At 68.4% G+C, this 24,479-nt stretch carries 22 protein-coding genes and 1 other RNA gene; 9 read left to right on the plus strand and 14 right to left on the minus strand.

The features are described from left to right. Positions 1-3: 3 nt before the first annotated feature. Complete coding sequence (gene mobA, locus CLU95_RS01905) at positions 4-648, plus strand: molybdenum cofactor guanylyltransferase MobA (RefSeq protein WP_099789912.1); 645 nt, start codon at positions 4-6, stop codon at positions 646-648. Continuing rightward, positions 645-1,955, plus strand: coding sequence for a molybdopterin molybdotransferase MoeA (gene moeA, locus CLU95_RS01910; RefSeq protein ID WP_099789914.1), 1,311 nt, complete (start codon positions 645-647; stop codon positions 1,953-1,955). Before mobA ends, moeA begins: the two co-directional genes overlap by 4 nt. Positions 1,956-1,968: 13 nt before the next feature. Here the strand turns inward: moeA and rnhA are convergent, their stop codons facing one another. Together rnhA and CLU95_RS01920 are read right to left on the minus strand one after the other, a co-directional pair. Next, positions 1,969-2,418 carry a ribonuclease HI gene (gene rnhA / locus CLU95_RS01915; protein ID WP_099789916.1) on the minus strand — a complete coding sequence of 150 codons (450 nt, stop codon included), beginning with the start codon at positions 2,416-2,418 and terminating at the stop codon, positions 1,969-1,971. Positions 2,419-2,486: 68 nt separating this feature from the next. Beyond that, the gene (locus CLU95_RS01920) at positions 2,487-3,257 is read right to left on the minus strand and encodes a class I SAM-dependent methyltransferase (RefSeq protein ID WP_257214509.1); all 771 of its coding nucleotides are present in this window, start codon (positions 3,255-3,257) and stop codon (positions 2,487-2,489) included. Here CLU95_RS01920 and gloB point away from each other — a divergent pair. Both gloB and CLU95_RS01930 read left to right on the plus strand, forming a co-directional pair. Then, positions 3,256-4,035 carry a hydroxyacylglutathione hydrolase gene (gene gloB / locus CLU95_RS01925; RefSeq protein ID WP_099789921.1) on the plus strand — a complete coding sequence of 260 codons (780 nt, stop codon included), beginning with the start codon at positions 3,256-3,258 and terminating at the stop codon, positions 4,033-4,035. The two genes, CLU95_RS01920 and gloB, sit on opposite strands and share 2 nt — an antisense overlap. Beyond that, entirely contained in the window at positions 4,032-5,630 is a 1,599-nt protein-coding gene (locus CLU95_RS01930) for a transglycosylase SLT domain-containing protein (RefSeq protein WP_099789923.1), read from the plus strand. The genes gloB and CLU95_RS01930 overlap by 4 nt, the downstream gene beginning before the upstream one ends. A 33-nt stretch (positions 5,631-5,663) precedes the next feature. Here CLU95_RS01930 and CLU95_RS01935 read toward each other — a convergent pair whose 3' ends face one another. The 8 genes from CLU95_RS01935 to dnaX all read right to left on the minus strand — a co-directional run bounded on the left by CLU95_RS01935 (position 5,664) and on the right by dnaX (position 13,118). Further along, a complete protein-coding gene (locus CLU95_RS01935; RefSeq protein WP_099789925.1) occupies positions 5,664-6,857 on the minus strand; it encodes a low temperature requirement protein A in 1,194 nt (397 codons plus the stop codon). Between the two features lie 64 nt (positions 6,858-6,921). Beyond that, positions 6,922-7,755, minus strand: coding sequence for an ABC transporter permease (locus tag CLU95_RS01940; protein ID WP_099789927.1), 834 nt, complete (start codon positions 7,753-7,755; stop codon positions 6,922-6,924). Then, on the minus strand, positions 7,752-8,567 hold the full coding sequence (locus tag CLU95_RS01945; protein WP_099789929.1) for an ABC transporter ATP-binding protein: 816 nt from the start codon (positions 8,565-8,567) through the stop codon (positions 7,752-7,754). The genes CLU95_RS01940 and CLU95_RS01945 overlap by 4 nt, the downstream gene beginning before the upstream one ends. A gap of 52 nt (positions 8,568-8,619) precedes the next feature. Further along, on the minus strand, positions 8,620-9,657 hold the full coding sequence (locus CLU95_RS01950; RefSeq protein ID WP_099789931.1) for an ABC transporter substrate-binding protein: 1,038 nt from the start codon (positions 9,655-9,657) through the stop codon (positions 8,620-8,622). Between the two features lie 138 nt (positions 9,658-9,795). Beyond that, a complete protein-coding gene (locus CLU95_RS01955) occupies positions 9,796-10,188 on the minus strand; it encodes an MAPEG family protein (protein ID WP_099789933.1) in 393 nt (130 codons plus the stop codon). A 60-nt stretch (positions 10,189-10,248) separates the two neighbouring features. Beyond that, positions 10,249-10,839 carry a recombination mediator RecR gene (gene recR, locus CLU95_RS01960; RefSeq protein ID WP_062473120.1) on the minus strand — a complete coding sequence of 197 codons (591 nt, stop codon included), beginning with the start codon at positions 10,837-10,839 and terminating at the stop codon, positions 10,249-10,251. 7 nt (positions 10,840-10,846) lie between these two features. Beyond that, positions 10,847-11,179 carry a YbaB/EbfC family nucleoid-associated protein gene (locus CLU95_RS01965; protein WP_007836669.1) on the minus strand — a complete coding sequence of 111 codons (333 nt, stop codon included), beginning with the start codon at positions 11,177-11,179 and terminating at the stop codon, positions 10,847-10,849. Positions 11,180-11,252: 73 nt separating this feature from the next. Then, entirely contained in the window at positions 11,253-13,118 is a 1,866-nt protein-coding gene (dnaX, locus tag CLU95_RS01970; RefSeq protein WP_099789935.1) for a DNA polymerase III subunit gamma/tau, read from the minus strand. A 112-nt stretch (positions 13,119-13,230) separates the two neighbouring features. Here dnaX and ffs point away from each other — a divergent pair. Both ffs and CLU95_RS01980 read left to right on the plus strand, forming a co-directional pair. Then, positions 13,231-13,327, plus strand: an RNA gene (gene ffs, locus CLU95_RS01975) — signal recognition particle sRNA small type. Positions 13,328-13,432: 105 nt separating this feature from the next. After that, complete coding sequence (locus tag CLU95_RS01980; RefSeq protein ID WP_218967421.1) at positions 13,433-13,861, plus strand: GNAT family N-acetyltransferase; 429 nt, start codon at positions 13,433-13,435, stop codon at positions 13,859-13,861. Between the two features lie 13 nt (positions 13,862-13,874). Here the strand turns inward: CLU95_RS01980 and CLU95_RS01985 are convergent, their stop codons facing one another. Genes CLU95_RS01985 through CLU95_RS01995 form a run of 3 tightly spaced genes read right to left on the minus strand, consistent with a single transcriptional unit; the run spans position 13,875 to position 20,943 of the window. Continuing rightward, positions 13,875-15,113: a TIGR03862 family flavoprotein gene (locus CLU95_RS01985; RefSeq protein ID WP_099789937.1), complete on the minus strand. Its 1,239-nt coding sequence runs from the start codon at positions 15,111-15,113 to the stop codon at positions 13,875-13,877. Then, complete coding sequence (locus CLU95_RS01990; protein ID WP_099789938.1) at positions 15,110-18,391, minus strand: UvrD-helicase domain-containing protein; 3,282 nt, start codon at positions 18,389-18,391, stop codon at positions 15,110-15,112. The genes CLU95_RS01985 and CLU95_RS01990 overlap by 4 nt, the downstream gene beginning before the upstream one ends. Next, positions 18,388-20,943 carry a PD-(D/E)XK nuclease family protein gene (locus CLU95_RS01995; RefSeq protein WP_099789940.1) on the minus strand — a complete coding sequence of 852 codons (2,556 nt, stop codon included), beginning with the start codon at positions 20,941-20,943 and terminating at the stop codon, positions 18,388-18,390. The genes CLU95_RS01990 and CLU95_RS01995 overlap by 4 nt, the downstream gene beginning before the upstream one ends. Positions 20,944-21,103: 160 nt before the next feature. Here CLU95_RS01995 and trxA point away from each other — a divergent pair, with 160 nt between their 5' ends. Then, the gene (gene trxA / locus CLU95_RS02000; protein WP_042578306.1) at positions 21,104-21,436 is read left to right on the plus strand and encodes a thioredoxin TrxA; all 333 of its coding nucleotides are present in this window, start codon (positions 21,104-21,106) and stop codon (positions 21,434-21,436) included. Between the two features lie 182 nt (positions 21,437-21,618). Continuing rightward, a complete protein-coding gene (gene rho, locus CLU95_RS02005; protein WP_099789942.1) occupies positions 21,619-22,884 on the plus strand; it encodes a transcription termination factor Rho in 1,266 nt (421 codons plus the stop codon). A gap of 53 nt (positions 22,885-22,937) precedes the next feature. On the opposite strand, the gene CLU95_RS02010 is transcribed toward rho, so the two are convergent. Continuing rightward, on the minus strand, positions 22,938-24,005 hold the full coding sequence (locus tag CLU95_RS02010) for an oxidoreductase (protein ID WP_099789944.1): 1,068 nt from the start codon (positions 24,003-24,005) through the stop codon (positions 22,938-22,940). A 200-nt stretch (positions 24,006-24,205) separates the two neighbouring features. On the opposite strand from CLU95_RS02010, the gene CLU95_RS02015 reads away from it, so the two are divergent. Continuing rightward, entirely contained in the window at positions 24,206-24,466 is a 261-nt protein-coding gene (locus CLU95_RS02015; RefSeq protein ID WP_099789946.1) for a type B 50S ribosomal protein L31, read from the plus strand. Positions 24,467-24,479 lie beyond the last annotated feature (13 nt).

Raw genomic sequence — 24,479 nt, forward strand, 5'->3', positions numbered from 1 at the left:
GCCATGGACGCCGCACGGGCCATCGCCCAGGCCGACATCACGGGCCTCGTGCTGGCCGGTGGCCTCGGCACCCGCATGGGCGGGCTCGACAAGGGCCTGCAGTTGTTCCAGGGCGAAACGCTCGCCGCGCACGCCGTCCGACGGCTGCGCCCACAGGTCGGCCGCGTGCTGCTCAATGCCAACCGGAATTTCGCGGCCTACGAAGCGCTGGGCGTGCCGGTGTTCGCCGACAGCGTGCCCGACCACCCCGGCCCGCTCGCCGGCATGCTGAGCGGGCTCGAACACAGTCCCACGCCGTGGCTGCTCACCGTGCCCTGCGACACGCCGCGCTTTCCGACCGATCTGGCGGCGCGGCTGGCCGAGGCCCTGGCTGCCGACAGCAACCACGCGCGCCTCGCCATCGCCAGCGCCCCCGAAACCGGGCCCGACGGCGGCACGGTGCTGCGACCGCAGCCGGTGTTCTGCCTGCTGCACATCGAACTGCGCGACAGCCTGCGGCGCTTCGTCAAAGACGGCGGCCGCAAGGTCCGCGCATGGGCTGCACAGCACGGCGCCGTGATCGTTCCCTTCGACCGCCCGGGCGACGCGCCCGACGCTTTCTTCAACGCCAACACGCCGGCTGACCTGCAGGCCCTCGACACCCCATGAGCCGCATCGCCGCCATTGCTGCCGACCTCGCGGACTACGACGCGGGCGACCTCGACGTCGACACCGTCACCGCCTTTCTTGCGCGCCTCGTCGCGCCGCTGGCCGTGGCCGAAACTGAAGAGATTGCGCTGCGCGACGCGCTCGGCCGCGTGCTGGCCGACGACCTCGTGTCGCCCGTGAGCGTGCCGCCGCACGACAACTCCGCCATGGACGGCTACGCCTTCGACGGCGCGCTGCTGCCGGCCGATGCGCCCATCGACCATTCGCTCACGCTGCGCGTGGCGGGCACGGCGCTGGCCGGCTCGGCCTGGCGCGGCGCACTGGGGCCGCGCGACGCGGTGCGCATCATGACCGGCGCAATGATGCCGGCCGGCCTCGACACTGTGATCCCGCAGGAGTTCTGCAAGGTCGACGGCGACCAGGTCTGCTTCCCGGCCCGTGTGCTGCGGCGCGGCGACAACCGCCGCCTCGCAGGCGAAGACCTGATGCAGGGCCAGCCGGCGCTGCGGCGCGGCGAACGCCTGTCGCCGGCCGCGCTCGGCATGGTCGCCAGCCTGGGCATGGCGCGCGTGACCGTGCGACGCCGGCTGCGCGTGGCGTACTTCTCGACCGGCGACGAAATCCTCTGCCTGGGCGACACACCGCGCGAAGGCGCCGTGTACGACAGCAACCGCTACACCCTGTTCGGCCTGCTCACGCGGCTGGGCTGCGAGGTGATCGACCTCGGCCTCGTGCACGACGACCCCGCCACGCTCTCCGCCACGCTGCAGCGCGCGGCGCGCGAAGCCGACGCCATCGTCACCAGCGGCGGCGTGAGCGCGGGCGCGGCCGACCACACGCGCGACGTGATGCAGCAGCTGGGCGACATGGCCTTCTGGCGGGTCGCGATGCGGCCCGGACGGCCGCTGGCGGTGGGGCTGATTCCACGCGACACCGCAGCGACGTCTGCCGTACTGTTCGGCTTGCCGGGCAATCCGGTGGCGGCGATGGTCGCCTTCCTGGCCTTCGTGCGGCCGGCGCTGCTGCGGCTGATGGGCTGCCACGACGCGGCCTCCGCTCCGCCGCCGCTGCTGCGCGCGCGCAGCGCGGGGCCCATCCGCAAGAAGCCGGGCCGCACCGAGTACCAGCGTGGCGTCGTCCGGCAGGTGCCCGGCTCGCTGCCCGAGGTGCAGGTGGCGGCGCACCAGGGCTCGGGTGTGCTGAGTTCGATGCTCGAGGCCAATGGGCTCGTGGTGCTGCACCACGACCAGGGCCATGTCGACGCCGGGCAGGAAGTCGACGTGATGATCTTCGAAGGACTGATCTAGCCGAGGGGACCGGTCAGATCCGGCCCAGGGCCTTGTCCACGCCCTTGTTGGCCAGCATGTCGGCCCGCTCGTTGCCCGGGTCGCCCGAGTGGCCCTTCACCCAGCGCCACTCGATCTGGTGACCGCCTTCGGCCACCAGCTTGTCCAGCTTCTGCCAGAGCTCGACGTTCTTCACGGGTTGCTTGCTGGCGGTCATCCAGCCCTTGGCCTTCCAGCCGCGAATCCACTCGGTGATGCCCATGCGCACGTACTGGCTGTCGAGGTACAGCAGCACCTTGCAGGGCCGCTTGAGCGCGGCCAGGCCTTCGATCACGGCCGTGAGTTCCATGCGGTTGTTGGTGGTGTTGAGTTCACCGCCGAACAGTTCCTTCTCGGTGGGGCCCGACTTGAGCCACGCGCCCCAGCCGCCCGGTCCCGGGTTGCCCTTGCATGCGCCATCGGTGTAGATCACGACTTCGTTCAAACTGACTGTTCCTTGTTTCTGTAGCTTTTCATGCGGGCGATGCCGCCCGCTTCTGTGTTCTGTTCAATTCAATTCTTGCCCGCTTTGCTGCGGTGCACCTTGCCCGCGATGGGCACCGGCGCTGTCGCCCGCGCACCGGCGCGGCGCCAGTCGGTGCTCAGCAGGCGCATGCCGCGCACGCGCTTCACCGCCACCAGGAAGTAGGCCGCGCCGAAGATCGGCCACCAGCGCTCGCCGGCAGCGTCCATCCAGCGCGAGCGCTCCAGCCAGGCTTCGCTGCGCACCGCCGGCCGGTAGATGCCGAAACGGCCCGACTCCACCTCGAAGCTCAGCAGGCGCAGCCAGTCGCGCATGCGCCAATAGCCGATGAACTCGCCCGCCTCGGGCAGGAAGGTCTCGCCCAGGCCCAGCCGGCGGTAAATGTGCCCGCGGCGCTGCCGCAGGCCCCACAGGCTGGTCGGGTTCAGGCCGCAGATCACCACCCGGCCCTCGGGCACCAGCACCCGCTCCACCTCGCGCAGCGTGGCGTGCGGATCGGGACTGAGTTCCAAAGCGTGCGGCAGCACCACGAGATCCAAGCTGTTGGCCGCGAACGGCAAGGCCGCAAAGTCGGTCACCAGCGTGGCCTTGCCGGCCCGCACCGGGTCGGTCAGGGCCAGCCAGCGGTGCGGCATGCGGTTGGTGCGCAGCCCGTTGACCTCGGCGGCACCGAGCTGCAAGGCGTGGTAACCGAATACATCGGCCACCGCCTCGTCGAACTGGGCCTGTTCCCAGGCCAGGAGGTAGCGGCCGGGGGGGGTCGCGAACCAATCCTGCAAACCTATAATTTGACCGCTCATGACCCTTGTTCCGCTGCCCGCTTTTGCTGACAACTACATCTGGATGCTGCACGACGGGCACCACGCCATCGTGGTGGACCCGGGCGATGCCCAACCGGTGTTCGATGCGTTGGCGCACCACAAGCTGCAGCTGGCCGCGATTCTAGTCACGCACCACCACCCCGATCACACGGGCGGCGTGGCCGCGTTGCATGCGGCCACGGGCGCCAAGGTGTGGGGCCCCGCGCGCGAGCGCATCCCCGAGCCCTTCACGCCACTGGTGCAAGGTGACATCGCCCAGGCCCTGGGCCTGCGCTTCGAGGTCATCGACGTGCCGGGCCACACGGCCGGGCACATCGCGTACTTCCTGCCGGCCTCGGCCACGCAGGCCCCCGTGCTGTTCTGCGGCGACACCCTCTTCTCCGGCGGCTGCGGTCGCCTGTTCGAGGGCACGCCCGCGCAGATGCTGGCCTCGCTCGACGCGCTGGCCGCGCTGCCCGGCGACACACGTGTGTGCTGTGCGCACGAATACACACTTGCTAACCTGAAGTTCGCCCGCGCCGTGGAACCCGGCAACGACGAACTCACTCACTACAACGCGCATTGCGAAAGCCTGCGCGCACAGGGGCAGCCCACGCTGCCCTCGCAACTGGCGATCGAACGCCGGATCAACCCCTTTCTTCGCAGCCGCGAAGCCACCGTCTTTCGAGCGGTGCGGGCCCATGCCGAGCTTTCCGCGGATGCCGCCGAAGCCGAGGTGTTCGCCGCGCTGCGCCAATGGAAAAACGACTTCCGATGAAATTTATTGTTGCCACCTGCCTCGCAGGTTCACTGGTACTCGCGGGCTGCGCGAGCACGGACAACAGCGCTTCTTCTTCCTCGACCACCACCGCCAACGCCGGCGGCACGGGCGCCCGCCCGTCGGGCAGCGCCACGCCCATCTATCCGCGCGACGCCAACCTCAGCCCGCTGACCAGCGGCCAGGCCCGTTCGCAGAGCGTGGTCACGCTGGCACCGCCGGCCGACATGTGGGACCGCATCCGTCGCGGCTTCAAGATGCCCAACCTCGAGAGCGACCTGGTGCGCGATCGCGAGCAGTGGTACGCCAGCCGGCCCGACTACATCCTGCGCATGACCGAGCGCTCGAACAAGTACATCTTCCACATCGTCGAGGAACTCGAGCGCCGCAACATGCCGACCGAACTCGCGCTGCTGCCGTACATCGAGAGCGCCTTCAACCCGCAGGCCGTGTCGAGCGCGCGCGCCGCCGGCATGTGGCAGTTCATGCCCGCCACCGGCACCGACTTCGACCTCAAGCAGAACATCTTCCGTGACGACCGCCGCGACGTGGTGGCCTCGACCCGCGCCGCGCTCGACTACCTGCAGAAGCTCTACGGCATGTTCGGCGACTGGCAGCTCGCACTGGCCGCCTACAACTGGGGTGAAGGCAGCGTGGGACGCGCCATCGCCAAGAACCAGCGCCTGGGCCTGCCCACCACCTACAGCGACCTGTCGATGCCGGCCGAAACGCGGCTCTACGTGCCCAAGCTGCAGGCCGTGAAGAACATCGTGGCGAATCCGCAGGCCTTCAACGCCGAACTCCCGCTGATCGCCAATCACCCCTACTTCCAGACCGTGCCGCTCACGCGCGACCTCGACGTGGAACTGGCGGCCAAGCTGGCCGACGTGCGCCTCGAAGACTTTCGCGCGCTCAACCCCGCTGCCCACAAGCCCGTGCTGATCGCGGCCGGCACCTCCGACATCCTGCTGCCCTGGGACAACGCGGCGGTGTTCAAGCGCAACTTCGACGCCTACTCGCAAGGCCAGTACGCCAGCTGGACCGCCTGGGTCGTGCCCAGCACCATGACGGTGGCCGACGCTGCCCAGCGCTCGGGCATGAGCGAATCGGACCTGCGCGCGCTCAACAACGTGCCCCCGCGGATGCTCATCAAGGCAGGCTCCACGCTCATCGTGCCGCGCGGCGCGCGCGTGAAGGAAGACGTGGCGGCGGTCGTGGCCGATGGCGGCCACCTGAGCTTCCAGCCCGAGATCATCACGCGCCGCACCACCGTCAAGGCCGGCCGCTCCGACAACGTGGCGAGCATCGCGCGCCGCTACAACCTCAAGCCGGCGGCCGTGGCCGACTGGAACGACGTGAACACGAGCCACGCCTTCAAGCGCGGCTACAGCGTGGTCGTGTACCTGCCGGTGCGCGCCACGCCCACGGCCCGTGTCGGCTCGGGCGCGGCACCCGCGCGCGGTCGGGGCGCCGTGGTGGCCACCTCCAAGCGCGGCGGTACGCCCAGCAAGACCGCTGCACGCGGCAGCAGCAGCGCCAAGCAGGCGGTGGTGCGCCAGCCGCGCGGCGGCACGCCGTCCAAGCACAAGCGCTGAGCACCGTCGTCGGCAACGGCAACGCCGCGCCGCTCAGGGGTGCGGCGCCTGCGCGGCCCCGGCCCGGCGGCGCACCACGGCTTCCAGCGCCGCCACGCCCACCATCACCAGCGTGGTCAACGTCCCCACCACCAGGATCGAGAGCTGCGAGGCGAACACCGCCAGCACCGCGAGCAGGGCCAATCCGTAGAGATGCGACTGCGGTAGGAAGCCGCGCACCACGCGCTTGAACAGCGCATTGCCGAACAGATAGATCGCCGGCCCGCCCAGCAGCGGCCCGAGGTGCTTCCACTGCGCATGGTGCGAGCCCTCGCCGATCACGAGCTCGTCGGCCACGGCGCAGACGATGATGCCGGCCACCAGAATCACGTGCGTGTAGTGGAACTTGGCGCCCACGCCGCCCGGGTCTTTCGCGTGCTCGATGACGTGCGTCGCCTCCTTGGCGCTGGTGTCGAAGTACATCCACCACATCGCGAGGCTGCCGACGAAGCTCACGAGCAGCGCGAACAGATCGACGCCGTGCCACTCGGCGTGGTGGCCGAAGGCGATGCCGGTGGCCAGCACCGATTCGCCCAGCGCCACGATCACGAACAGCTGGCAACGCTCGGCCAGGTGACCGCCGTCGATGGTCCAGTCCGCGGTGGTCGAACGCCCGAGCCCCGGAAAGCGCAGGCCGATCATCGGCGCCACGTACTCGCACAGGACGGCGATCGCCCACAGCAGCAGGCGAAGCAGGCCTTGCTGCGCCAGGCCGCCCGCGATCCAGAACACCGCGGCCACGCAGTTCCAGGCCAGCAGGCGCCGGAAGTTGGGCGCCAGTGCATGGTCGCGCCCCACCGCCACCAGCATGCCGAAGGTGCGCCCGACCTGGATGCCTGCAAAGCACAGCGCAAACACCAGCCCGCGCTCGCCGAAGGCACCGGGCAGTGCCGACGCCATCACCAGCGCGAGCAGCATGACGCCGAACAGCATGCCCCGGATCCGCAGCGCACCCGGGTTGAACCAGTTGGTCGCCCATGCCGTGTACTGCCAGCCCAGCCACACCGCGAACCACATCACCAGCGTCTGCAAGGCGCCGAGCAGCGTGAGGTGGTCCAGCAGGTAGTGGGACAGTTGCGTGACGGAAAAGGCGTAGACCAGATCGAAGAACAGCTCTTCGTTCGACACCCTTGCGGCTTCGCCGCGCGAGCGCAGGGTGCTCCCGCGCGGGCTCTTGTGGTGGTTCAAGATTCACTCCCAGACGTTGTTGCCGCGCCCCCCTGGCGCGCCGGGGCGATCATCGCACCGCGGCTCAGAGCTTCTCGGTTTCTCCGCTGCGCGGCTGCCATTTCATGAGCCGCTTCTCGATCAGCCCCACGAGCCCGTCGAGCGCCAGTGCGAAGGCCGTGAGCACCACGATGCCGGCAAAGACCGTGTTCACGTCGAAGGTGCCCTCGGCCTGCAGGATCAGGTAGCCCACGCCGCGCGCCGAGCCCAGGTATTCGCCCACCACCGCGCCGACGAAGGCCAGGCCCACCGAGGTGTGCAGGCTGGAGAACACCCAGCTCGTGGCGCTCGGCAGGTACACCGTGCGCAGCAGCTGCCGCTGGTTGGCGCCCAGCATCTTCGCGTTGGCCAGCACCACCGGACTCACTTCGCGCACGCCCTGGTAGACGTTGAAGAACACGATGAAGAACACCAGCGTGACCGCCAGCGCCACCTTGCTCCAGATGCCCAGGCCGAACCACAGCGCGAAGATCGGCGCGAGGATCACGCGCGGCATCGAGTTGGCGGCCTTGATGTACGGGTCGAGGATCAGGCTCGCCGTGGGCGCCAGCGCGAGCCACAGGCCGCAGCCCAGCCCGAGCGCCGTGCCGATGCCGAAGGCCAGCACCGTTTCGAGCAGCGTGGTGCCCAGGTGGCGGTAGATGTCGGCATTGCCTTTCAGGCCTTCGGGAAACAGCAGGTTCGGCGGCACCTCGAAGGGCAGGAACCAGCTCCAGATGCGCCCCGCCACCACGATCGGCTGGCCGAGGAAGAACGCGATCTGGTCGTTGCGCGAGGCCACGTGCCAGGCCACGAGGATCACGGCCAGCAGCACCAGCTGCCAGAAGCGCGCGTGGCGTGCGTCGAGGCGCGGCATCATGCGGCCTTCCTCAGTTGCTGCGCGTAGCCCTTGAGCACCTCGTCGCGCAGCACTTCCCAGATCTGCCGATGCAGTTCGACGAAGCGCGGTTGCGTGCGCACCTCGGCCACGTCGCGCGGACGCGGCAGGTCGATCACGAACTCGCCGATCGGCCGCGTCGCCGGGCCGGCCGACAGCACCACCACACGGTCGCTCATCGCAATCGCCTCGTCGAGGTCGTGCGTGATGAAGAGCACGGCCTTCCTCTTTGCACTCCAGAGTTCGAGCACTTCGTTTTCCATCAGCTGCCGCGTCTGCACGTCGAGCGCGCTGAAGGGCTCGTCCATCAAGATGATGTCGGGGTCGAGCACCAGCGTCTGCGCCAGCGCCACGCGCTTGCGCATGCCGCCCGAGAGCTGGTGCGGATAGCGATCACCGAAGCCCGTGAGGCCCACGCGAGACAGCCAGGCCTCGGCCTGCGCGTGCGCCTCGGCATCGGGCACGCCGCGGTACTGCAGCCCCACCTTCACGTTGTCGATGGCGCTGCGCCACGGCATCAGCGCCTCGGTCTGAAACATGTAGCCGGCGCGCTTGTTCACGCCCGTGAGTGGCTGGCCGAAGACCTTCACCCCGCCCGACGACGGCTCGAGCAACCCCGCGCCCACATTCAGCAGCGTCGACTTGCCGCAGCCCGTGGGCCCGACCACCGACACGAACTCGCCGGCGCCGATGCGCAGCGTGGTGTCGTCCACCGCCGTGTAGCGCTGGCCCGGATCGTCCTTCGAATGGAAGGTGCAGCGGATGGAAAGGAGTTCGAGGGCGTAGTCCGACATGGCGCTCCGGAAGAAAAAACCCGGCCGAAGCCGGGTTGCTGAACGTTCGCAATCAGGCTTTGAACCTGTCTTTCGCACGCTTTGCAAAATCGTTGGTGTAGGTCTTGGCAAGGTCGATCTTGTCGGCCTTCACCGAGGTATCGAAGCTCGCGATGGCATTGAGCGCCGTCTTCGGCCCCTCGGCCGGCACGAGGCCGTCGGTGGCGATGGACTCGCGCACCTTGTCGAACGATGCGAGGTACAGCGCGCGGTCGCCAAGCAGGTAGGTCTCGGGCACGGTCTTGATGATGTCGCCCGGCCCTGCTGTCTGCAGCCACTTGAGGCCGCGCACGATCGCATTGGCCAGTGCCTGGCAGGTGTTGGGATGCTTCTGGATGAAGTCGGTCGGTGCGTAGAGGCAGGCCGCGGGCATCGGCCCGCCGAACACCTGCTCGGTGCCCTTGAGCGTGCGCGTGTCGCTGATGATCTTCACATCGCCCTTCTGCTCCAGCATCGTCATCACCGGGTCGGTGTTGCTGATGGCGTCGATCTGGCCCGAGCGCAACGCGGTGAGCGCACCGGCCGCCACGCCCACGCCGATGAAGCTCACGTCGCTGGCCTTGAGGCCGCCGCGCGAGAGCACGAGATTGGCCACCATGTTGGTCGAGGAGCCCGGCGCCGAGACGCCGATCTTCTTGCCCCTGAGGTCCTGGATGCCGGTGTAGCCCGCCATGTTCTTCGTCGACACGCCCACCGCGATCTGCGGTGCGCGGCCCTGCAGCACGAAGGCCTGGAAGAACTGGTTCTTGGCCTGCAGGTTGATCGTGTGTTCGTATGCGCCCGAGCAGACATCGGCCGAGCCGCCCACCACCGCCTGCAATGCGCGTGCACCGCCGGCGAAATCGGAGATCTCGACCTCGAGGCCTTCGGCCTTGAAGTAGCCCAGCTGTTCGGAGATGGTGAGCGGGAGGTAGTAGAACGCCGCCTTGCCGCCCACTGCGATGGAGATCTTGGTCTTCTCCAGCTTGGCCTGCTGCGCAAAGACCCGCGGCAATGCAATCGCTGCGGCAGCGACTGCGGAGGCGGAAATGAGGGTTCTGCGATGAAGCATGGCGCGGTCCTGCGGGCTCTGTGATTCTTGTGAAGTGAATCGAGCTTAGGCGTGCGCACCGCCGGCCTGCATCGGGGTCATCCCGTGCGGGTTTTCACGTAAGCACGAAGGCCTCTCCGAGAAGCCTTCGCCCGCGCGTTATCGCGCCAGAAAAAGTATCGCGATATTGACCAGAAACGCGAGTGCCCAGACCGCGCTGCGCGCACTCGCCGCACCGCGGATGTACATGCCAAGGTAGATCACGCGCAGCACCACGTAGGCCACCGCGAGCATGTCGAGCCGCGCCTGCGCCACGCCGAGCTGGTGCGCAATGAGCACCGCGCCGATGAAGAACGGCAGGCCTTCGAAGCTGTTGGCTTGTGCGCTGTTGGCGCGTGCGCGCCAGCCGCTTTGCTTGGCGGCCCAGTCGCGCGGATGCATGTTGTCGCGCGGACCGAAGTTGCCCGCCTTCGCGATCCACGCCGCGAGGTACGGCAGGCCGCAGGCGATGAACACACACCAGTAGGCGATGGTGAGCAAGGAGAAGGTCATGGTGGCGACGACAACAACAACGAAGAGGAAGAAAGAACGCGGCCTGCGCGAGGCCGTGCTTCAGCGGCGATCGACCAGCGCGTGCGCGATGGTGCCGAGGTCGACGTACTCGAGCTCGCTGCCGGCCGGCACGCCGCGCGCGAGACGCGTCACGGTGAGCCCGTGCTGCTTGAGCGCTTCGCCGATCACGTGCGCGGTGGCCTCGCCTTCGGCAGTGAAGTTGGTCGCGAGGATGACCTCGCTCACCGTGCCGTCGCGGGCGCGGTCGAACAGCTTCTGCAGGCCGATGTCCTTCGGCCCGATGCCGTCGAGCGGACTGAGCTTGCCCATGAGCACGAAGTAGTAGCCACGGAAAGCGCCCGTGCGTTCGAGCGCGGCCTGGTCGGCCGGTGTCTCGACCACGCAGAGCTTGGTGCCGTCGCGCCGCGAGTCCATGCAGACATGGCAGATTGGCGCTTCGGTGAAGGTGTTGCACAGCTCGCAATGCCGCACCTGGCCTGCCGCCTGCTGCAACGCGCGCGCGAGCAGCTGCGCGCCCTCGCGGTCGTGCTGCAGCAAGTGAAACGCCATGCGCGAGGCCGACTTGACGCCGACACCGGGCAACCGGCGCAGCGCATCGACCAGCGCATCGAGCGAACTGGCGTCTGCCATGCGTCGCTTAGAACGGGAGCTTCATGCCAGGGGGCAGGCCGGGCATGCCGGCCGTGAGCTTGCCCATCTTCTGTTCGCTGGTTTCTTCGGCCTTGCGCACGGCGGCGTTGAAGGCGGCAGCCACGAGGTCTTCGAGCATGTCCTTGTCGTCGGCCAGCAGGCTGGGGTCGATGGTGATGCGCTTGACGTCGTGCTTGCAGGTCATGACGACCTTGACGAGACCGGCGCCCGACTCGCCTTCGACCTCGATGTGCGCCAGTTCTTCCTGGGCCTTCTTGAGGTTGTCCTGCATTGCCTGCGCCTGCTTCATGAGGCCGGCCAGTTGTCCTTTGTTGAACATCGTTGGTCCTGTCTGTGATGGGTTGGTGATGGAAAGAATACGGTCGAAAAATGCGGCGACTGCGGCGCCGGCTTCAGAGGGGCTTCAGCGATCCGGGAACAATCTTCGCATCGAAGTCGCGCATCAGCATCTGCACCTCGGGGTCGCTGCGGATGGCTTCCTCGGCCACCCGCTGGCGCTCGTCGGCCGCCTGCTTGTTGCGGCGCGCCGGGCTGTCGACCACGCCGCCGATCTCGATGGCCAGCCTCACATTGTGGCCGAGGCCCTGCAGCGCCGCCGTGAGCTTCTCGCGGCTGGAGGGCTGGTTGAGGGTTTCGCGCTCGATGCGCAGCATCCACTGGTCGGTGTCGCGCGCCACCAGCTGCGACTGCAGCGCCAGCTCGCGCGCCAGTGCCGCCACGCTTTCGGCGGCGACGAGCTGCATGACCGTGGCGTGCCAGAAGTCGCCCTCTTCGCTCGGCGGGATCGGGGTGTAGGTGCTGCGCTGTTCTTCTTCGCGCGGCACGTCGCGCTGGCCGGGCGGTGGCTGCACGCGGATCGGCACGCCGACCACATGGGCCGCGGGCGCATCGGACGCCTCCTGCGCGGCAGGCCGGGGCATGGGCTGGCGCTGCGGGGCATCGACCACCGTCAGTCGCTGGCCGGCCGGCATCGATTGCGCGGGCGGTTGCTGCGAAAAGGCGGGCGTGGAAGGCGTGGCAGCGGGTGCCGAATCGGGCACCGAAGGCCGGGAAACCGGGGCAGCTTCGCGCGCGGGAGCCCGCGGCGCGGCGCCACCGGCGTCATTCAGAGTTTTTTTTTCCGTGGAGGCCGTCGAAGCGGCCGCATGGGAGGGCTTGAAGGCCAGCAGCCGCAACAGCACCATGGTCAGTGCCGCGTACTCGTCGGGCGCCAGGCCCAGCTCGCCGCGCCCGTGCAGGCACAGGCTATAGAGCAGTTGGGTCTCGTCGGCGGGCATCAGCGACGCCAGGCGGGCCGTGTCGGCCGCGTCGGGGTCGGTGGCCGCATCGGCCGATTCGGCGCGCGAGGGCACGGCCTGCAGCACGGCCATGGCCTGCAGCACCGACGTCATTTCTTCGAGCGTGGACGCGGCGGACATGCCGTCGCGGCGCAGCGCCTCGGAGGTGTCGACCACCGTCTTGCCGTCGCCTTGTGCGAGGGCCTCGATGAGGCGGAACACATGGCCGCGATCAACGCTGCCGAGCATCTGGCGCACGCCGGTCTCGAGCAGCTCGCCGTTGCCGAACGCGATGGCCTGGTCGGTGAGCGAGAGCGCGTCACGCATCGAACCGCGCGCGGCGCGTGCCAGCAGGCGCAGGGCCTGCGGCTCGGCCGGCACCTGCTCGGTCTGCAGCACGCCTGTCAGGTGTTCGAGGATCGTCTCCGGCGCCATCGGCCGCAGATTGAACTGCAGGCAGCGCGACAGCACCGTCACAGGCACCTTCTGCGGATCGGTCGTGGCCAGCACGAACTTGAGGTACTCGGGCGGCTCCTCGAGCGTCTTCAGCATCGCGTTGAACGCGGTGTTCGTGAGCATGTGCACTTCGTCGATCATGAAGACCTTGAAGCGCCCCTGCACCGGCTTGTAGACCGCTTGTTCGAGCAGCGACTGCACTTCGTCGACGCCGCGGTTGGAGGCCGCATCGAGCTCGGTGTAGTCGACGAAGCGGCCCGAATCGATGTCGCGGCAGGCCTGGCACACACCGCACGGCGTGGCCGTGATGCCGCCCTGCCCGTCCGGGCCCTGGCAGTTGAGCGACTTGGCCAGGATGCGCGACACCGTGGTCTTGCCCACGCCTCGCGTGCCGGTGAACAGATAGGCGTGGTGCAGGCGCTGCGTCGTCAGCGCGTTTTCCAGCGCCTGGACCACATGCCCCTGACCGACCATCTCACCGAAGGTTTTCGGACGGAACTTGCGAGCGAGCACGAGATAAGACATTGCGGGCATTCTAAAAGGCGCGGCGGGGGTCACTTCACGCTTGTTTCCCGTCCCCTCGAAATGATTCACGCCCCGGCGAAGGGGGCAAATTCACGCGGTTAGAATGCAGGCTGACGGGCCTCCCTGCATGGTGAAGTGGCCAACCGGGTCAGGTGGGGAACCAAGCAGCCCTAACTGCGTAGTCAGTGCCAGGGGTAAGGCTCGTCAACCTAACATCAAGAAGCCGTGAGTTCCTTTTCAGAGAACTCACGCGCTGTGTCCAGGGGTTACCGACCCCGGGCACGCCAACCTCCCAGAATTTCGCGCAGCCCGCCATGAACATGGACATCCGGCCCGCCCGCCTCAGCGACCTCGACGCGCTGGTGCACCTCGACACCGTGGCCGCGCACGACGAGCGCCGCGCCGTGCAGATCAAAGGCTGGATCGAGGACCGCTTCTGCCACGTGATCGAGGTGGATGGCGACATCGCCGCCTACGGCGTGCTGCACCACCACTTCTTCGACAGCGGCTTCATCGAGATGCTGATGGTCGGCGAGAAGTTTCGCCGCCGGCGACTCGGCCTGAAGCTCGTTGATCACTTCCAGTCGATCTGCGAATGCCCCAAGCTTTTCACTTCCACGAACCGCTCCAACGAGGCGATGCAATCGCTGCTGAAAGAAGCTGGCTTCAGGGAGAGCGGCCACATCGACAACCTCGATGCGGACGACCCCGAGCAGGTGTTTTTCTGGCCGTGCAAGCGCTGAGCAGCGCCTGCCGCTACAGCCCCAGTCGCTGGATCGCGCCCCGCGCCGCAGCCGCCCCGCTCGCCATCGACGCCGTGAGCAAATAGCCGCCGGTCGGCGCTTCCCAATCGAGCATTTCCCCCGCTGCGAACACGCCGGGCATCGCCGTCGCCATCAGTGTCGGATCGAGCGCATCGAATCGCACGCCACCGGCGGTGCTGATCGCCTCGTCGACCGGGCGCGTTGCGACCAGTTTCAGCGGCACCGCCTTGATCGTGGCCGCGAGCTGTGCCGGGTCCTGCATCGCTTCCTTGCTCAGCGCTTCGTGCAGCACGCCCGCCTTGATGCCTTCGATGCCGAGGCGGCTCTTGAGGTGGCTGCTCAGCGAGCGCGCGCCGCGTGGATGCTTCACCGCGGCGAGCACCTGCTCGGCGCTGCGGTCGGGCAGCAAGTCAAGCAGCAGCGTCGCGCTGCCATTCGCGGCAATCTCGTCACGCAACAGCCCCGATGCCGCGTAGACCAGGCTGCCTTCGATGCCCGTGGCCGTCGCGACAAACTCGCCCTTGCGCGCAAAGTGGCGCCCCTGGCTGTCGGTGAAGGCGATGGCGACCGACTTGAAGGGCTGCCCCGCGAAGCGGCTTGAAAAATGGTCGCTCCAGCCTGCACCGTCGAAGCCGCAATTGGCGGGCAGCAGCGGCGCGACCGCCACACCCTGCGCCTGCAGCCACGGTGCCCACGCGCCGTCGGAGCCCAAGCGCGCCCAGCTCGCGCCGCCCAGGGCCAACACCACGGCATCGGCCTTGGCCGTGACTTCGCCTGTCGGCGTCGCAAAGCGCAGCGCGCTCGCATCGAATGCCCCGTCCCCCACCCAGCGATGCCGCATGTGGAACTGCACGCCCGCGGCGCGCAAGCGATGCAGCCAGGCGCGCAGCAGAGGCGCGGCCTTCATGTCGGTCGGAAACACACGGCCCGACGTGCCGACGAAGGTCTCGATGCCCAGCCCGGCCGCCCACTCGCGCGCCTGCTGCGGACCGAACTTTGCGAGCAGCGGCTCGAGCTGCGCGCGGCGTTCGCCGAAGCGCATCACGAACACGTCGAAGGGTTCGGAGTGCGTGAGGTTGAGGCCGCCGCGGCCGGCCAGCAGGAACTTGCGGCCCACCGAGGGCATTGCGTCGTACACGTGCACTTGCGCGCCGGACGCGCTCAGCACTTCGGCCGCCATCAGGCCGGCAGGTCCGCCGCCGATCACGGCGACGGTAGAAGAAACAGTCATTCGAGATTCACCAGTTCGCCCTGCCCGGTCAGGAACGCGGCGCGCACCGTGGCACCGGGGTAGGCATGTTGCACGGCAGCGCGGTAGCGCTGCATCTGTGCGATCAGGGCCGCGTCCCGTTCGGGGCGCGCGGCCGATTTGTAGTCGAGGATCCACCATGCGCCGGTGGCGCGCTCGCGCACCAGCCGGTCGATGCGCAAGGTATCGCCCTCATGGACCAGCGTGACTTCATTGCCATGCCAGTCGATGCTGCGATCGTCCCACACCCAGGCACCGGCGCCCGCGCGGATGCGCTGGGCCAGCGCCGCGGCGCCACGCGCCTGCTGTGGATCGAGCATGAACTCGCGCGCAGCCGCCCGCACATGGGCCGGTGGCAGCGCCTCGCCGGGCACTGCCCATTCGAGCAGCCGATGCATGGCCTGGCCGAACGCAGCGGCGCGCGCGTCGACCGTGGCGTCTTGCGCCTTCTTCTTTTCGGGCACCGCATCGGTTGCAGCCACGAGCGGAGTGAGCGGTGCGGGCAGGCGCTTCATCGCGAAGGTGGCCGATGCGGCCTCCGTGGCAGCAGACGCCTCGACCAGCGGCTCGTCGGCCTCGGTCGGCTCGCACAGCGGCTCCAGCCGCGTCCACCAGCTGCCCTCGTTGGCGCGCGACGGCTTCACCGACGACAGCACGAGACGCTCGCGCGCCCGCGTGGTCGCCACGTAGAGGCCGTTGAGTTCTTCGCGGTGGCGCGCGTGCTGCTCTTCTTCGAGCAGCGCGGCGGCGCAGGCCGGCGGCGTCTTCTCGCTGGCCAGGAAGACGAAGCGCGTCGGTGCGCTGTCGCTGCCCTTCCATTCGACCAGCACGCCCATGGTCTGCGCGCGCGGCGGCGGGGCGTCGCAGTCGAGCATCAGCACGGTGTCGGCTTCGAGGCCCTTGGCGCCGTGCACGGTCAGCAGCTGCACAGCCTCGGGCGCAGCCACGGTGGGCGCGCGCACGCCGCCCGCGCGCAAGGCGCGCACCAAGGCGTAAGGCGTCGCGAAGCGCGCGCCGTCGATGTCGAGCGAGGCGGCGACCAGCCCACGCAGGTTGGCCAGCGCGCTCTGGCGCAAGGCCGCCGGCACCGCGGCACCGAACTTCGCGAGCAGGTCGCCATCGTGAAAGATCGCGTCCAGCGCGTCGTGCGGCGGCATCGCCATCAGCCAGCGCTGCCAGCGGCGCAGTTGCACGCCCGCCTCGGTCAGCACGGGCGGCAGCCCCTCGCCCTTCTGGATCAGCGAGAACCAGCTGGCCACCGGTGTCTCGCGCTGGCAGCGGGCCAGTTGCACCAGCGTGTCGTCGTCGATGCCGAACAGCGGCGACTTGAGCGCGCGCGCCAGCGACAGGTCGTGCGCGGGCGACACCAGCGCATCGAGCAGCGCGACCACGTCCTGTACTTCGGGGGCATCGTTCAGGTCGTTCTTCTCGGGCTGCTGCACGGGGATGTGGCGGCGGCGCAGTGCGTCCTGCATGGCCGACAGCCGGCTGCGGCGGCGCGCCAGCACCATGATCTGGCGCGGCGGCGTGCCGTCGGCGATGCGTTGCGCGACCCAGCGAGCGGCCTGTTCGCACTCTTTCTGCAGCAGCTGTTCTTCGGGCAGCACGCGCGGTGTGACGAGGCTGTCACGCCAGTGCAGCATGCCATCGTCGGCCGGCGCGGCGACCGCGGCGGTGTCGACTGCGTCGCGGTCGATCGCGGGCAGCTTCAGCAGTTCGCCGTCGTCGCCACGCTCGGTGGTGTGGGCGCGGTAGCCGTCGAACTCACCGGCCGCCTGCGCGGCCAGCATCGCGCTGTTGACGAGGCCGACCACGGCGCGCGCGTTGCGGTGCGTGTGGTCGCAGTTGAGCAGTTCACCGCCCAGCCCTTCACGCACGAACTTCTTGGCCGCGATGAACACCTGCGGCTCAGCGCGGCGGAAGCGGTAGATGCTCTGCTTGGGGTCGCCCACGATGAACACGCGCGGTGCACTGCCGCCCGCACCCGTGTAGGCGCTGAGCCAACCGTAGAGCGCCTGCCACTGCAGCGGGTTGGTGTCCTGGAACTCGTCGATCAGCAGGTGGGCGACGCGGGCATCGAGCCGCTCCTGCACCCAGCCCGACAGCGCCGACTGGCCCAGCAGCAGCTGCGCGGCCTGCTCGACGTCGTTCATGTCGACCCAGCCGTGGGCGCGCTTGACCTCGCCGAAGGCGGTGATCAGCAGGCGCGTGAGTCGGGTCATGCGTTGCTGGTACAGCCACGCCGCGTGCTGGGCCTGCGCGGCGCACAGCAGTTGCAGTTCGGTTTCGGCTTCTTGCGCGGCGGGGAATTTCTGCAGGTTCTTGGTGAGCCGGTCTTCGCTCGCGACGAAGAAGGTCTTGCGCAGCACCGCGAGCGCGTCGGTCAGCGCTTCGGGCGCGGGCTCGCCCGTGCCGAACACGTCGATGATGGCTTCGGCCGCCTTCTGCGGCGTCTTGTTGGCCTCGCGACCGAGGGCGGCGGCACGGTCGAGCCAGCGGCGGCGCACAGCCTCGCCGCGCAGCGCGTCGGTCGGCACCTCCAGCCCCTGCAGGGTCGGGTACAGCACGTCGAACGGCGCCACCGCACTTTCTGCGTCGGACAGCGAGAACTCGACGCGCTTCGACAACGCCTCGCCCAGCGCCTTGGCCGTCTGCGAGCGCCCGTGCGTGGCGACGACGGCGTAGTAGTCGGCCAGCGCGCGCGCGTCGCCGGTCACAGATTCGAAGAACGGCCGCCAGGTGTGGGTGCGCGCCTCGGCATCGTCTTCGAGCAGCTCGTAGTTCGCCGGCAGGCCCAGCTCGCGCAGCACGGCGAGCGGCGCGTTGCGCAGCAGGCCCGCGAACCACGCGTGGAAGGTGCGGAACTGCACGGGCCGCCCGCCTTCGAGCAAGCGCCGGTAGAGCCCCTGCAGGCGCGGCACGGCCGCCTGCGCGGCCTCCGGCGTCATGCCGCGCATCACGAGTTCGCGCTGCGAAGCGGCCGGATCGAGCTCGGCGAACAGCGCGAGCCACTGGTCGAGCCGCTCGCGCATTTCGCCGGCGGCCTTCTTGGTGAAGGTGATGGCCAGGATCTCGTGCGGCTCGCAGGCCGACTCGCCTTCTTCGAGCAAGGCGCGCACGATGCGCGACACCAGCATCCAGGTCTTGCCGGCGCCCGCGCAGGCTTCGACCGCGACCGAGCGCCGCGGGTCGCAGGCGACGGTGTAGAAGGCCTCGCGCGCGACGTGCCGGCTGTTGTGTTCGTAGGCGGCGTCGTTCATGGCGTGACCTCCCAGAAATCCTTGCGGCACAGGCCGCGTGCGGCACAGAAATCGCAGACGCTGCCCTCGCCCAGCGGCGGCAGCGGCGCGCCCTGCGCGATGCGCGCGAAGTCGTCGATGATGCCGGCGACCAGCGCATCGCGCGCCTCGACCACAGCCGGCTGTTCGACGGTCTGCGTCCCTGACGACTTCTCGCCGACGTTGACGTAGGCCGCGTGCAAGGTGTCGTCGGCCACCAGCGCCGCGTAGAAGGCGAGCTGCGTGTCTTCGGTCGGGTCTTTCACGCGCTCCTTGGTGACAGAGGCGGTCTCGGTCTTGTAGTCGATCACGAAGGGCTGGCCGTCGGCGGTGCGGTCCACGCGGTCGAGCCGGCCGACCAACCGCAGGGTGCCCAGCGGTTGTTCTTTCCAGGGTTCGGCCTCGACGAAGACCGCCCCGCCCGCTTCATGTTTCGCGAGCCATTCGAGATACCCGTCGCGCACCGCCGGCCACGCGGCGGCGAACGGCAGGAACTCGGCGTCGGAATAGCCGAGCGTCTGCGTGACTTCGCGCGCGGTGTCGGCGAGCAGCGCGGCGCGCGCTTGGGCATCGTTCGTCGGTGCGTCGCGCAGGGTCTCGTGGAACTGGCCGAGCACCGCGTGCAGCCAGTTGCCGAAGTCGCGCTTGTCGACCTCGGCATCGAGCTCGTCGGCAGTGCGCAGGCCGAGTTGGCGCAGCGCGAAGAAGCGATAGGGGCAGCGGCGCAGGTCTTCGTAGACGCTGGTCGACACGTTGGTGAGCGGCAGCAGCGCGCCCGAGGGCGTGGGGCGCAAGGTCGGCGTGACGGCGACGTCGCGTGGCGTGCGCGGATCAACGCCCGGCTGCAGTGCATGAGCGAGCTGCAGGGCCTGCACGAGCGGGCTCGGCCGCACGGGCTCGCCGCTGGCGTCGGAATGGCGCCAGACCAGGTCGCAGCACGGGTTGCGCGTGGCCATGGCCCAGGCCGCGCGCTGCGCGACTTCCAGCACGTCGCGCGACGCCAAGCCCAGGTCGAGGCGCTGCGCCGCGCTCCAGTTGCCCGGCGGTTCGGGCGACGCGGGCATGCGGCGGTCGTCGCAGCCGGGAATGACGACGGCGCCGAAGACGCGGCCCAGCAACTGGTTCATCGGCAGCACGGACACCTTGGGGGTCTCGTCGCCGGCGGGCGGCACGAAGCTGGCGTCTTCGAGCACGTCGCGCGCCCAGGCCGTGAACTCGGCGAGGCTGTGGCGTCCGCCGGGGAACTCGTCTTCCTCGCCGTGCGCGTCGGCATCGAGCCACAGGGCTCCGATGACCTTGGCGCCTGCGAAGTCGGCGGTGAGCGCGTCCCACTGTTCGCCGGCCGTCAGCAGCTCGCGCAGCGCGCGGTGCCAGTCGGCCAGAGAGCGCACGCGCGCCATCGGGGCGCGGCGGGCTTCGATGGTGAGGGTGAAGGTGCGCAGACCTTCGTCCTGCGGTTTCTCGCTGCGCGCGATCAATGCGCACCAGGCCTGCCAATCGCGCACGCCTTCGCGCCGCAGGCGCATTTCGAGCGACTGGACGGCGTGCACATCGACCTCGGCGCCGCTCTTGAGCCATTCGAGCACCTGGTCGGTGGCGGCGTCGTGTGCGCAGGCGCGCAGTGCGCTCATCAGCGTGGCGGCGGCGCGCGTAGTCGAAAGCTTCCAGCCGGTTTCGTCGTGCGTGACGATGCCCTGGGTGCTCAGCTGCGCACTGATGCGGCGGGTCAGCGCACGGTCGGTGGCGACGAGCGCGACAGGCGCGCGGCCCTCGGCCAGGTGCTGCAGCACGCAGGCGGCGGCGAGCTGGGCCTCGTCTTCGGGGTCGAGCGCCACATGGGCGTGGGCAGCGGACGGCGGTGCGTCGGCGGGCACGAGCGGAATGCGGATCGCGCGGTCGCCCCACAGCGTGCACAGCGCCTGCGTCAGCGGGTCGGTCTGGAAGCCTTCGAGCACGATCAGCGCATCGACCTGGGTGCGTGCCGCATCGCGCAGCAGCACGTCGGTCGCATAGCCCGAGTTCGCAGCCCAGGCCACGGCGACGCGGATCAAGGCGCTCTCGATACGGAACCACTCCGACTCGCTGCCCGCCTCGGCCACCTTGGCCGCGCTCTGTGCCCAGTCACTGCTGCGCAGCTCCGGCGCCACGGCAGCGGCCAACGGCGCCAGCTGGTAGGCCAGCTCGACCACGCGCCCGGCAAGCGCGAAGCGTTCGGACTGGAAGCCCGACTGCGCGAGCAGGCCCTGCGCCGTGACCAAGTCGCGCGCCATGTCGAAGGCGATGTCGTAGCCGGACGGCAGAAAGCCGCCCGCGCTGCGCGCCCAGTTGTGCGTGGTTTCGAAGCGCGGCACGAAGCCCGGGCTGCCGCAGCGCGCCCACATGCCGCGCGCGACCGCCATCAGCTGCGCATACGGCACCAGCACCACGGTGCGCGCCGCATGCAGCTGCCGTTCGCCGAGCGCGCGGACGATCCGCGCGACGACGCCGTCGGCGGGATCGCACCACAGGGCCTGGACGGGGTGGCCTTCGTTCATGTTCTATCGAGGGGGTTGAGGGGGTCGGCGGCAGGGCCGCAAAGGGCTTTGGCTATCGCTGCCATAGCCGGGCCGCGTGGCACGTCACCCCTTGGTTTCTGTCACAATGACCAGCACTTTAGCTGCACCGAAACTCTCTCTGCGCACAAGGACACATCACATGGCCAGCGAACTGATCAAACACATCTCCGATTCTTCCTTCGAGGCCGACGTGCTCAAGTCCAGCCAGCCGGTTCTGGTCGACTACTGGGCCGAATGGTGCGGTCCCTGCAAGATGATCGCCCCCATCCTTGACGAGGTCTCGGCCACGTACGAAGGCAAGCTGCAGATCGCCAAGCTCAACGTCGACGAAAACCGCGACATCCCCGCCAAGTTCGGCATTCGCGGCATCCCCACGCTGATGCTGTTCAAGGACGGCCAGCTGGCCGCCACCAAGGTCGGCGCCATGAGCAAGGCACAACTCACGGCCTTCATCGACCAGCAACTCGCCTGATGCATTTCTTCCGGCCAGCGCGCAATGTGTTGGCCGGGGCGATTTTCCTGTCATAATCGCCCTCAGTTCACCGGGCCTTTCATCAGGCAACCGGTTCGAGTTCCCCGGTTCGTGAGGCAGTTCTTGCCCCACATCAAACCTCCCCCCGTTCCCGATTCGATTACCCCTCCAGGGGTCGTTCCATGCACTTAAACGAACTCAAGGCACTCCACGTGTCTGAAGTCTTCAAGCAGGCTGAGGCGCTTGAAATCGAAAACATCGGCCGCATGCGCAAGCAAGAGCTGATGTTCGCGATCATCAAGAAGCGCGCCAAGGCCGGCGAACAGGTCTTCGCCGACGGTGTGCTCGAAATCCTGCCCGACGGCTTCGGCTTCCTGCGCAGCCCCGACACCAGCTTCACGGCCAGCACCGACGACATCTACATCTCGCCCAGCCAGGTGCGGCGCTTCAACCTGCACACCGGCGACATGATCGAAGGTGAAGTGCGCACGCCCAAGGACGGCGAGCGCTACTTCGCACTGACCAAGCTCGACAAGGTCAACGACGGCGCACCCGAAGCCAACAAGCACAAGGTGATGTTCGAGAACCTGACGCCGCTGTTCCCCAAGGAACAGATGAAGCTGGAGCGCGAAGGCGTCAAGGGCGAAGAGAACCTCACCGGCCGCATCATCGACATCATCGCCCCCATCGGCAAAGGCCAGCGCGCCCTGCTCGTGGCACCGCCCAAGAGCGGCAAGACGGTGATGATGCAGCACATCGCCCACGCGATCAGCGCCAACTACCCCGACGTGCACATGATGGTGCTGCTCGTGGACGAGCGCCCTGAAGAAGTGACCGAAATGCAGCGCACGGTGAAGGGCGAAGTCATTGCTTCGACCTTCGACGAGCCTGCAGCGCGCCACGTGCACGTCGCCGAAATGGTGATCGAGCGCGCCAAGCGCCTGGTCGAACTCAAGAAGGACGTGGTGATCCTGCTGGACTCGATCACGCGTCTGGCCCGCGCCTACAACAACGTCGTGCCCTCGTCGGGCAAGGTGCTGACCGGCGGCGTCGACTCCAACGCACTGCAACGTCCCAAGCGCTTCCTGGGCGCCGCGCGCAACGTGGAAGAAGGCGGCTCGCTGACCATCATCGGCACCGCGCTGATCGACACCGGCAGCCGCATGGACGAAGTGATCTTCGAAGAGTTCAAGGGCACCGGCAACTCCGAAATCCACCTCGACCGCCGCCTGTACGAAAAGCGCGTGTTCCCGTCGATCCAGCTCAACCGCAGCGGCACGCGCCGCGAAGAGTTGCTGCTGGCGCCCGAGATCCTGCAGAAGACCCGCATCCTGCGTCAGCTCATGTACAACATGGACGAGATCGAGGCGATGGAGCTGATGCTCAAGAACATGAAAGCGACCAAGACCAATGTCGAGTTCTTCGACATGATGCGTCGCGGCGGCTGAGCTTCAGGCTCTCCCGCAAAAGCGCGTCGGCCCCACGGGCCGACGCGCTTTTTTCATGGGCGCTCGATACGGAGGGCGCGGCCTTCGGCGGCGCTCTGGCGGCCGATGTCGAGCAGTTCCATCAATGCGACGGCCTGCTCGGGCGGCACGGGGTTCGGACCCTTGCCCAGGATCGCATCGCGGACCGCCGCGTAGTAGTCGACGTAGTTGCCGGCCTGCGTCGGCACCGCGTGAAAGTGCGGCGCGCCGTCACTGCCGATCAAGGTGAGTTCGCCATCGATCGGATCGGCGCCCCACCCTTCGGCCGGCGGTCGCTGGCCGGCGCGCAACGCGTCTTCCTGCGGATCGACGCCGTGCTTGACGTAGCTGCCGCGCGTGCCGTGGACGATGTAGCGCGGCGCCGCATGGGCAGCGAGGGTCGTGGCGTGCAGCACCACGCGCAGCGGCGCATGGGGGCCGCTTTCGTAGCGCAGCACGGCGTGGAAATAGTCTTCGACCAGCGCGCCATCACGCAAAGCGGCGGTGTCGAGCTGCAGCGTGGCAGGCCGGCCGAAGAGCTGCACGGCCTGATCGACCAGATGCGCGCCCAGGTCCACCCACAGGCCCGAACCGGGCACGGGCTGCTCCCGCCAGCGCTCGCGAACCTGGGGCCTGAACCGGTCGAAATGCGATTCCAGGTACACCGGACGCCCCAGATCGCCAGACCCCAGAACCTGCTGGAGCGTCAGGAAGTCGGCGTCGAAGCGGCGGTTCTGGTAGACCGAGAGCACGCGATTGTTGCGTCTTGACAACAATTCGAGCTCCCGCGCTTCGGCCACATCGAGCGTGAACGGCTTGTCGACGACAACGTGCTTGCCAGCCTCCAGGGCCGCCCTGGCGACCGGGTGGTGCTGGGCGTTGGGCGTTGCCACCACCACAAGGTCGATGCCCGCCCGGGCGACCAGCGCCGCCACATCGGGCACCACGGCCACGCCCGGCCAGTCGGCGTGCACCTTGTGCGGCTGCGAGCTCGCCACGGCCGCCAGTTCGAGCCCCGGAACGGCCGAAAGCACCGGCGCATGGAAGGTCTGGCCGGCAAAACCGTAGCCGACGAGGCCGGCGCGAAGGGGTGTGGAAGTCATGGGAGGGCCCGGTTTGCTCGCAATTGGGGCAGTATGCGATAATCATGGGCTCCGCGAAAAGTGCGGCTGGGCACGTCGCCCGGCTTCCTTGGCCTTCACGTCAAGACGTCAAGACCCAAGGGCGGCGCGCCAGATTGCTGGCACGCTGGTGGCTCTCGCATCGACCGCGCATTGATTCCAACAGCGCAAAAGGAAACACCATGGCAAAAGAAGGCATCCACCCGAATTACCGCGAAATCCTGTTCGTCGACATGTCGAACGGTTTCAAGTTCGTGACCCGTTCGTGCGCAAGCACCAAGGAAATGGGCAAGACCGACGACGGCCGCGAGCTGCCCCTGTACAAGCTCGACACCACGAGCGAATCGCACCCCTTCTACACCGGCACGCAAAAGTCGGTGGACAACATGGGCGGTCGCGTCGAGAAGTTCCGCAACCGTTTCGGCAAGACCGCTGCCAAGTAATCAGGCACGCGCT

Origin of the sequence: Variovorax sp. 54, from assembly GCF_002754375.1 — a bacterium.
Taxonomy (GTDB): domain Bacteria; phylum Pseudomonadota; class Gammaproteobacteria; order Burkholderiales; family Burkholderiaceae_C; genus Variovorax.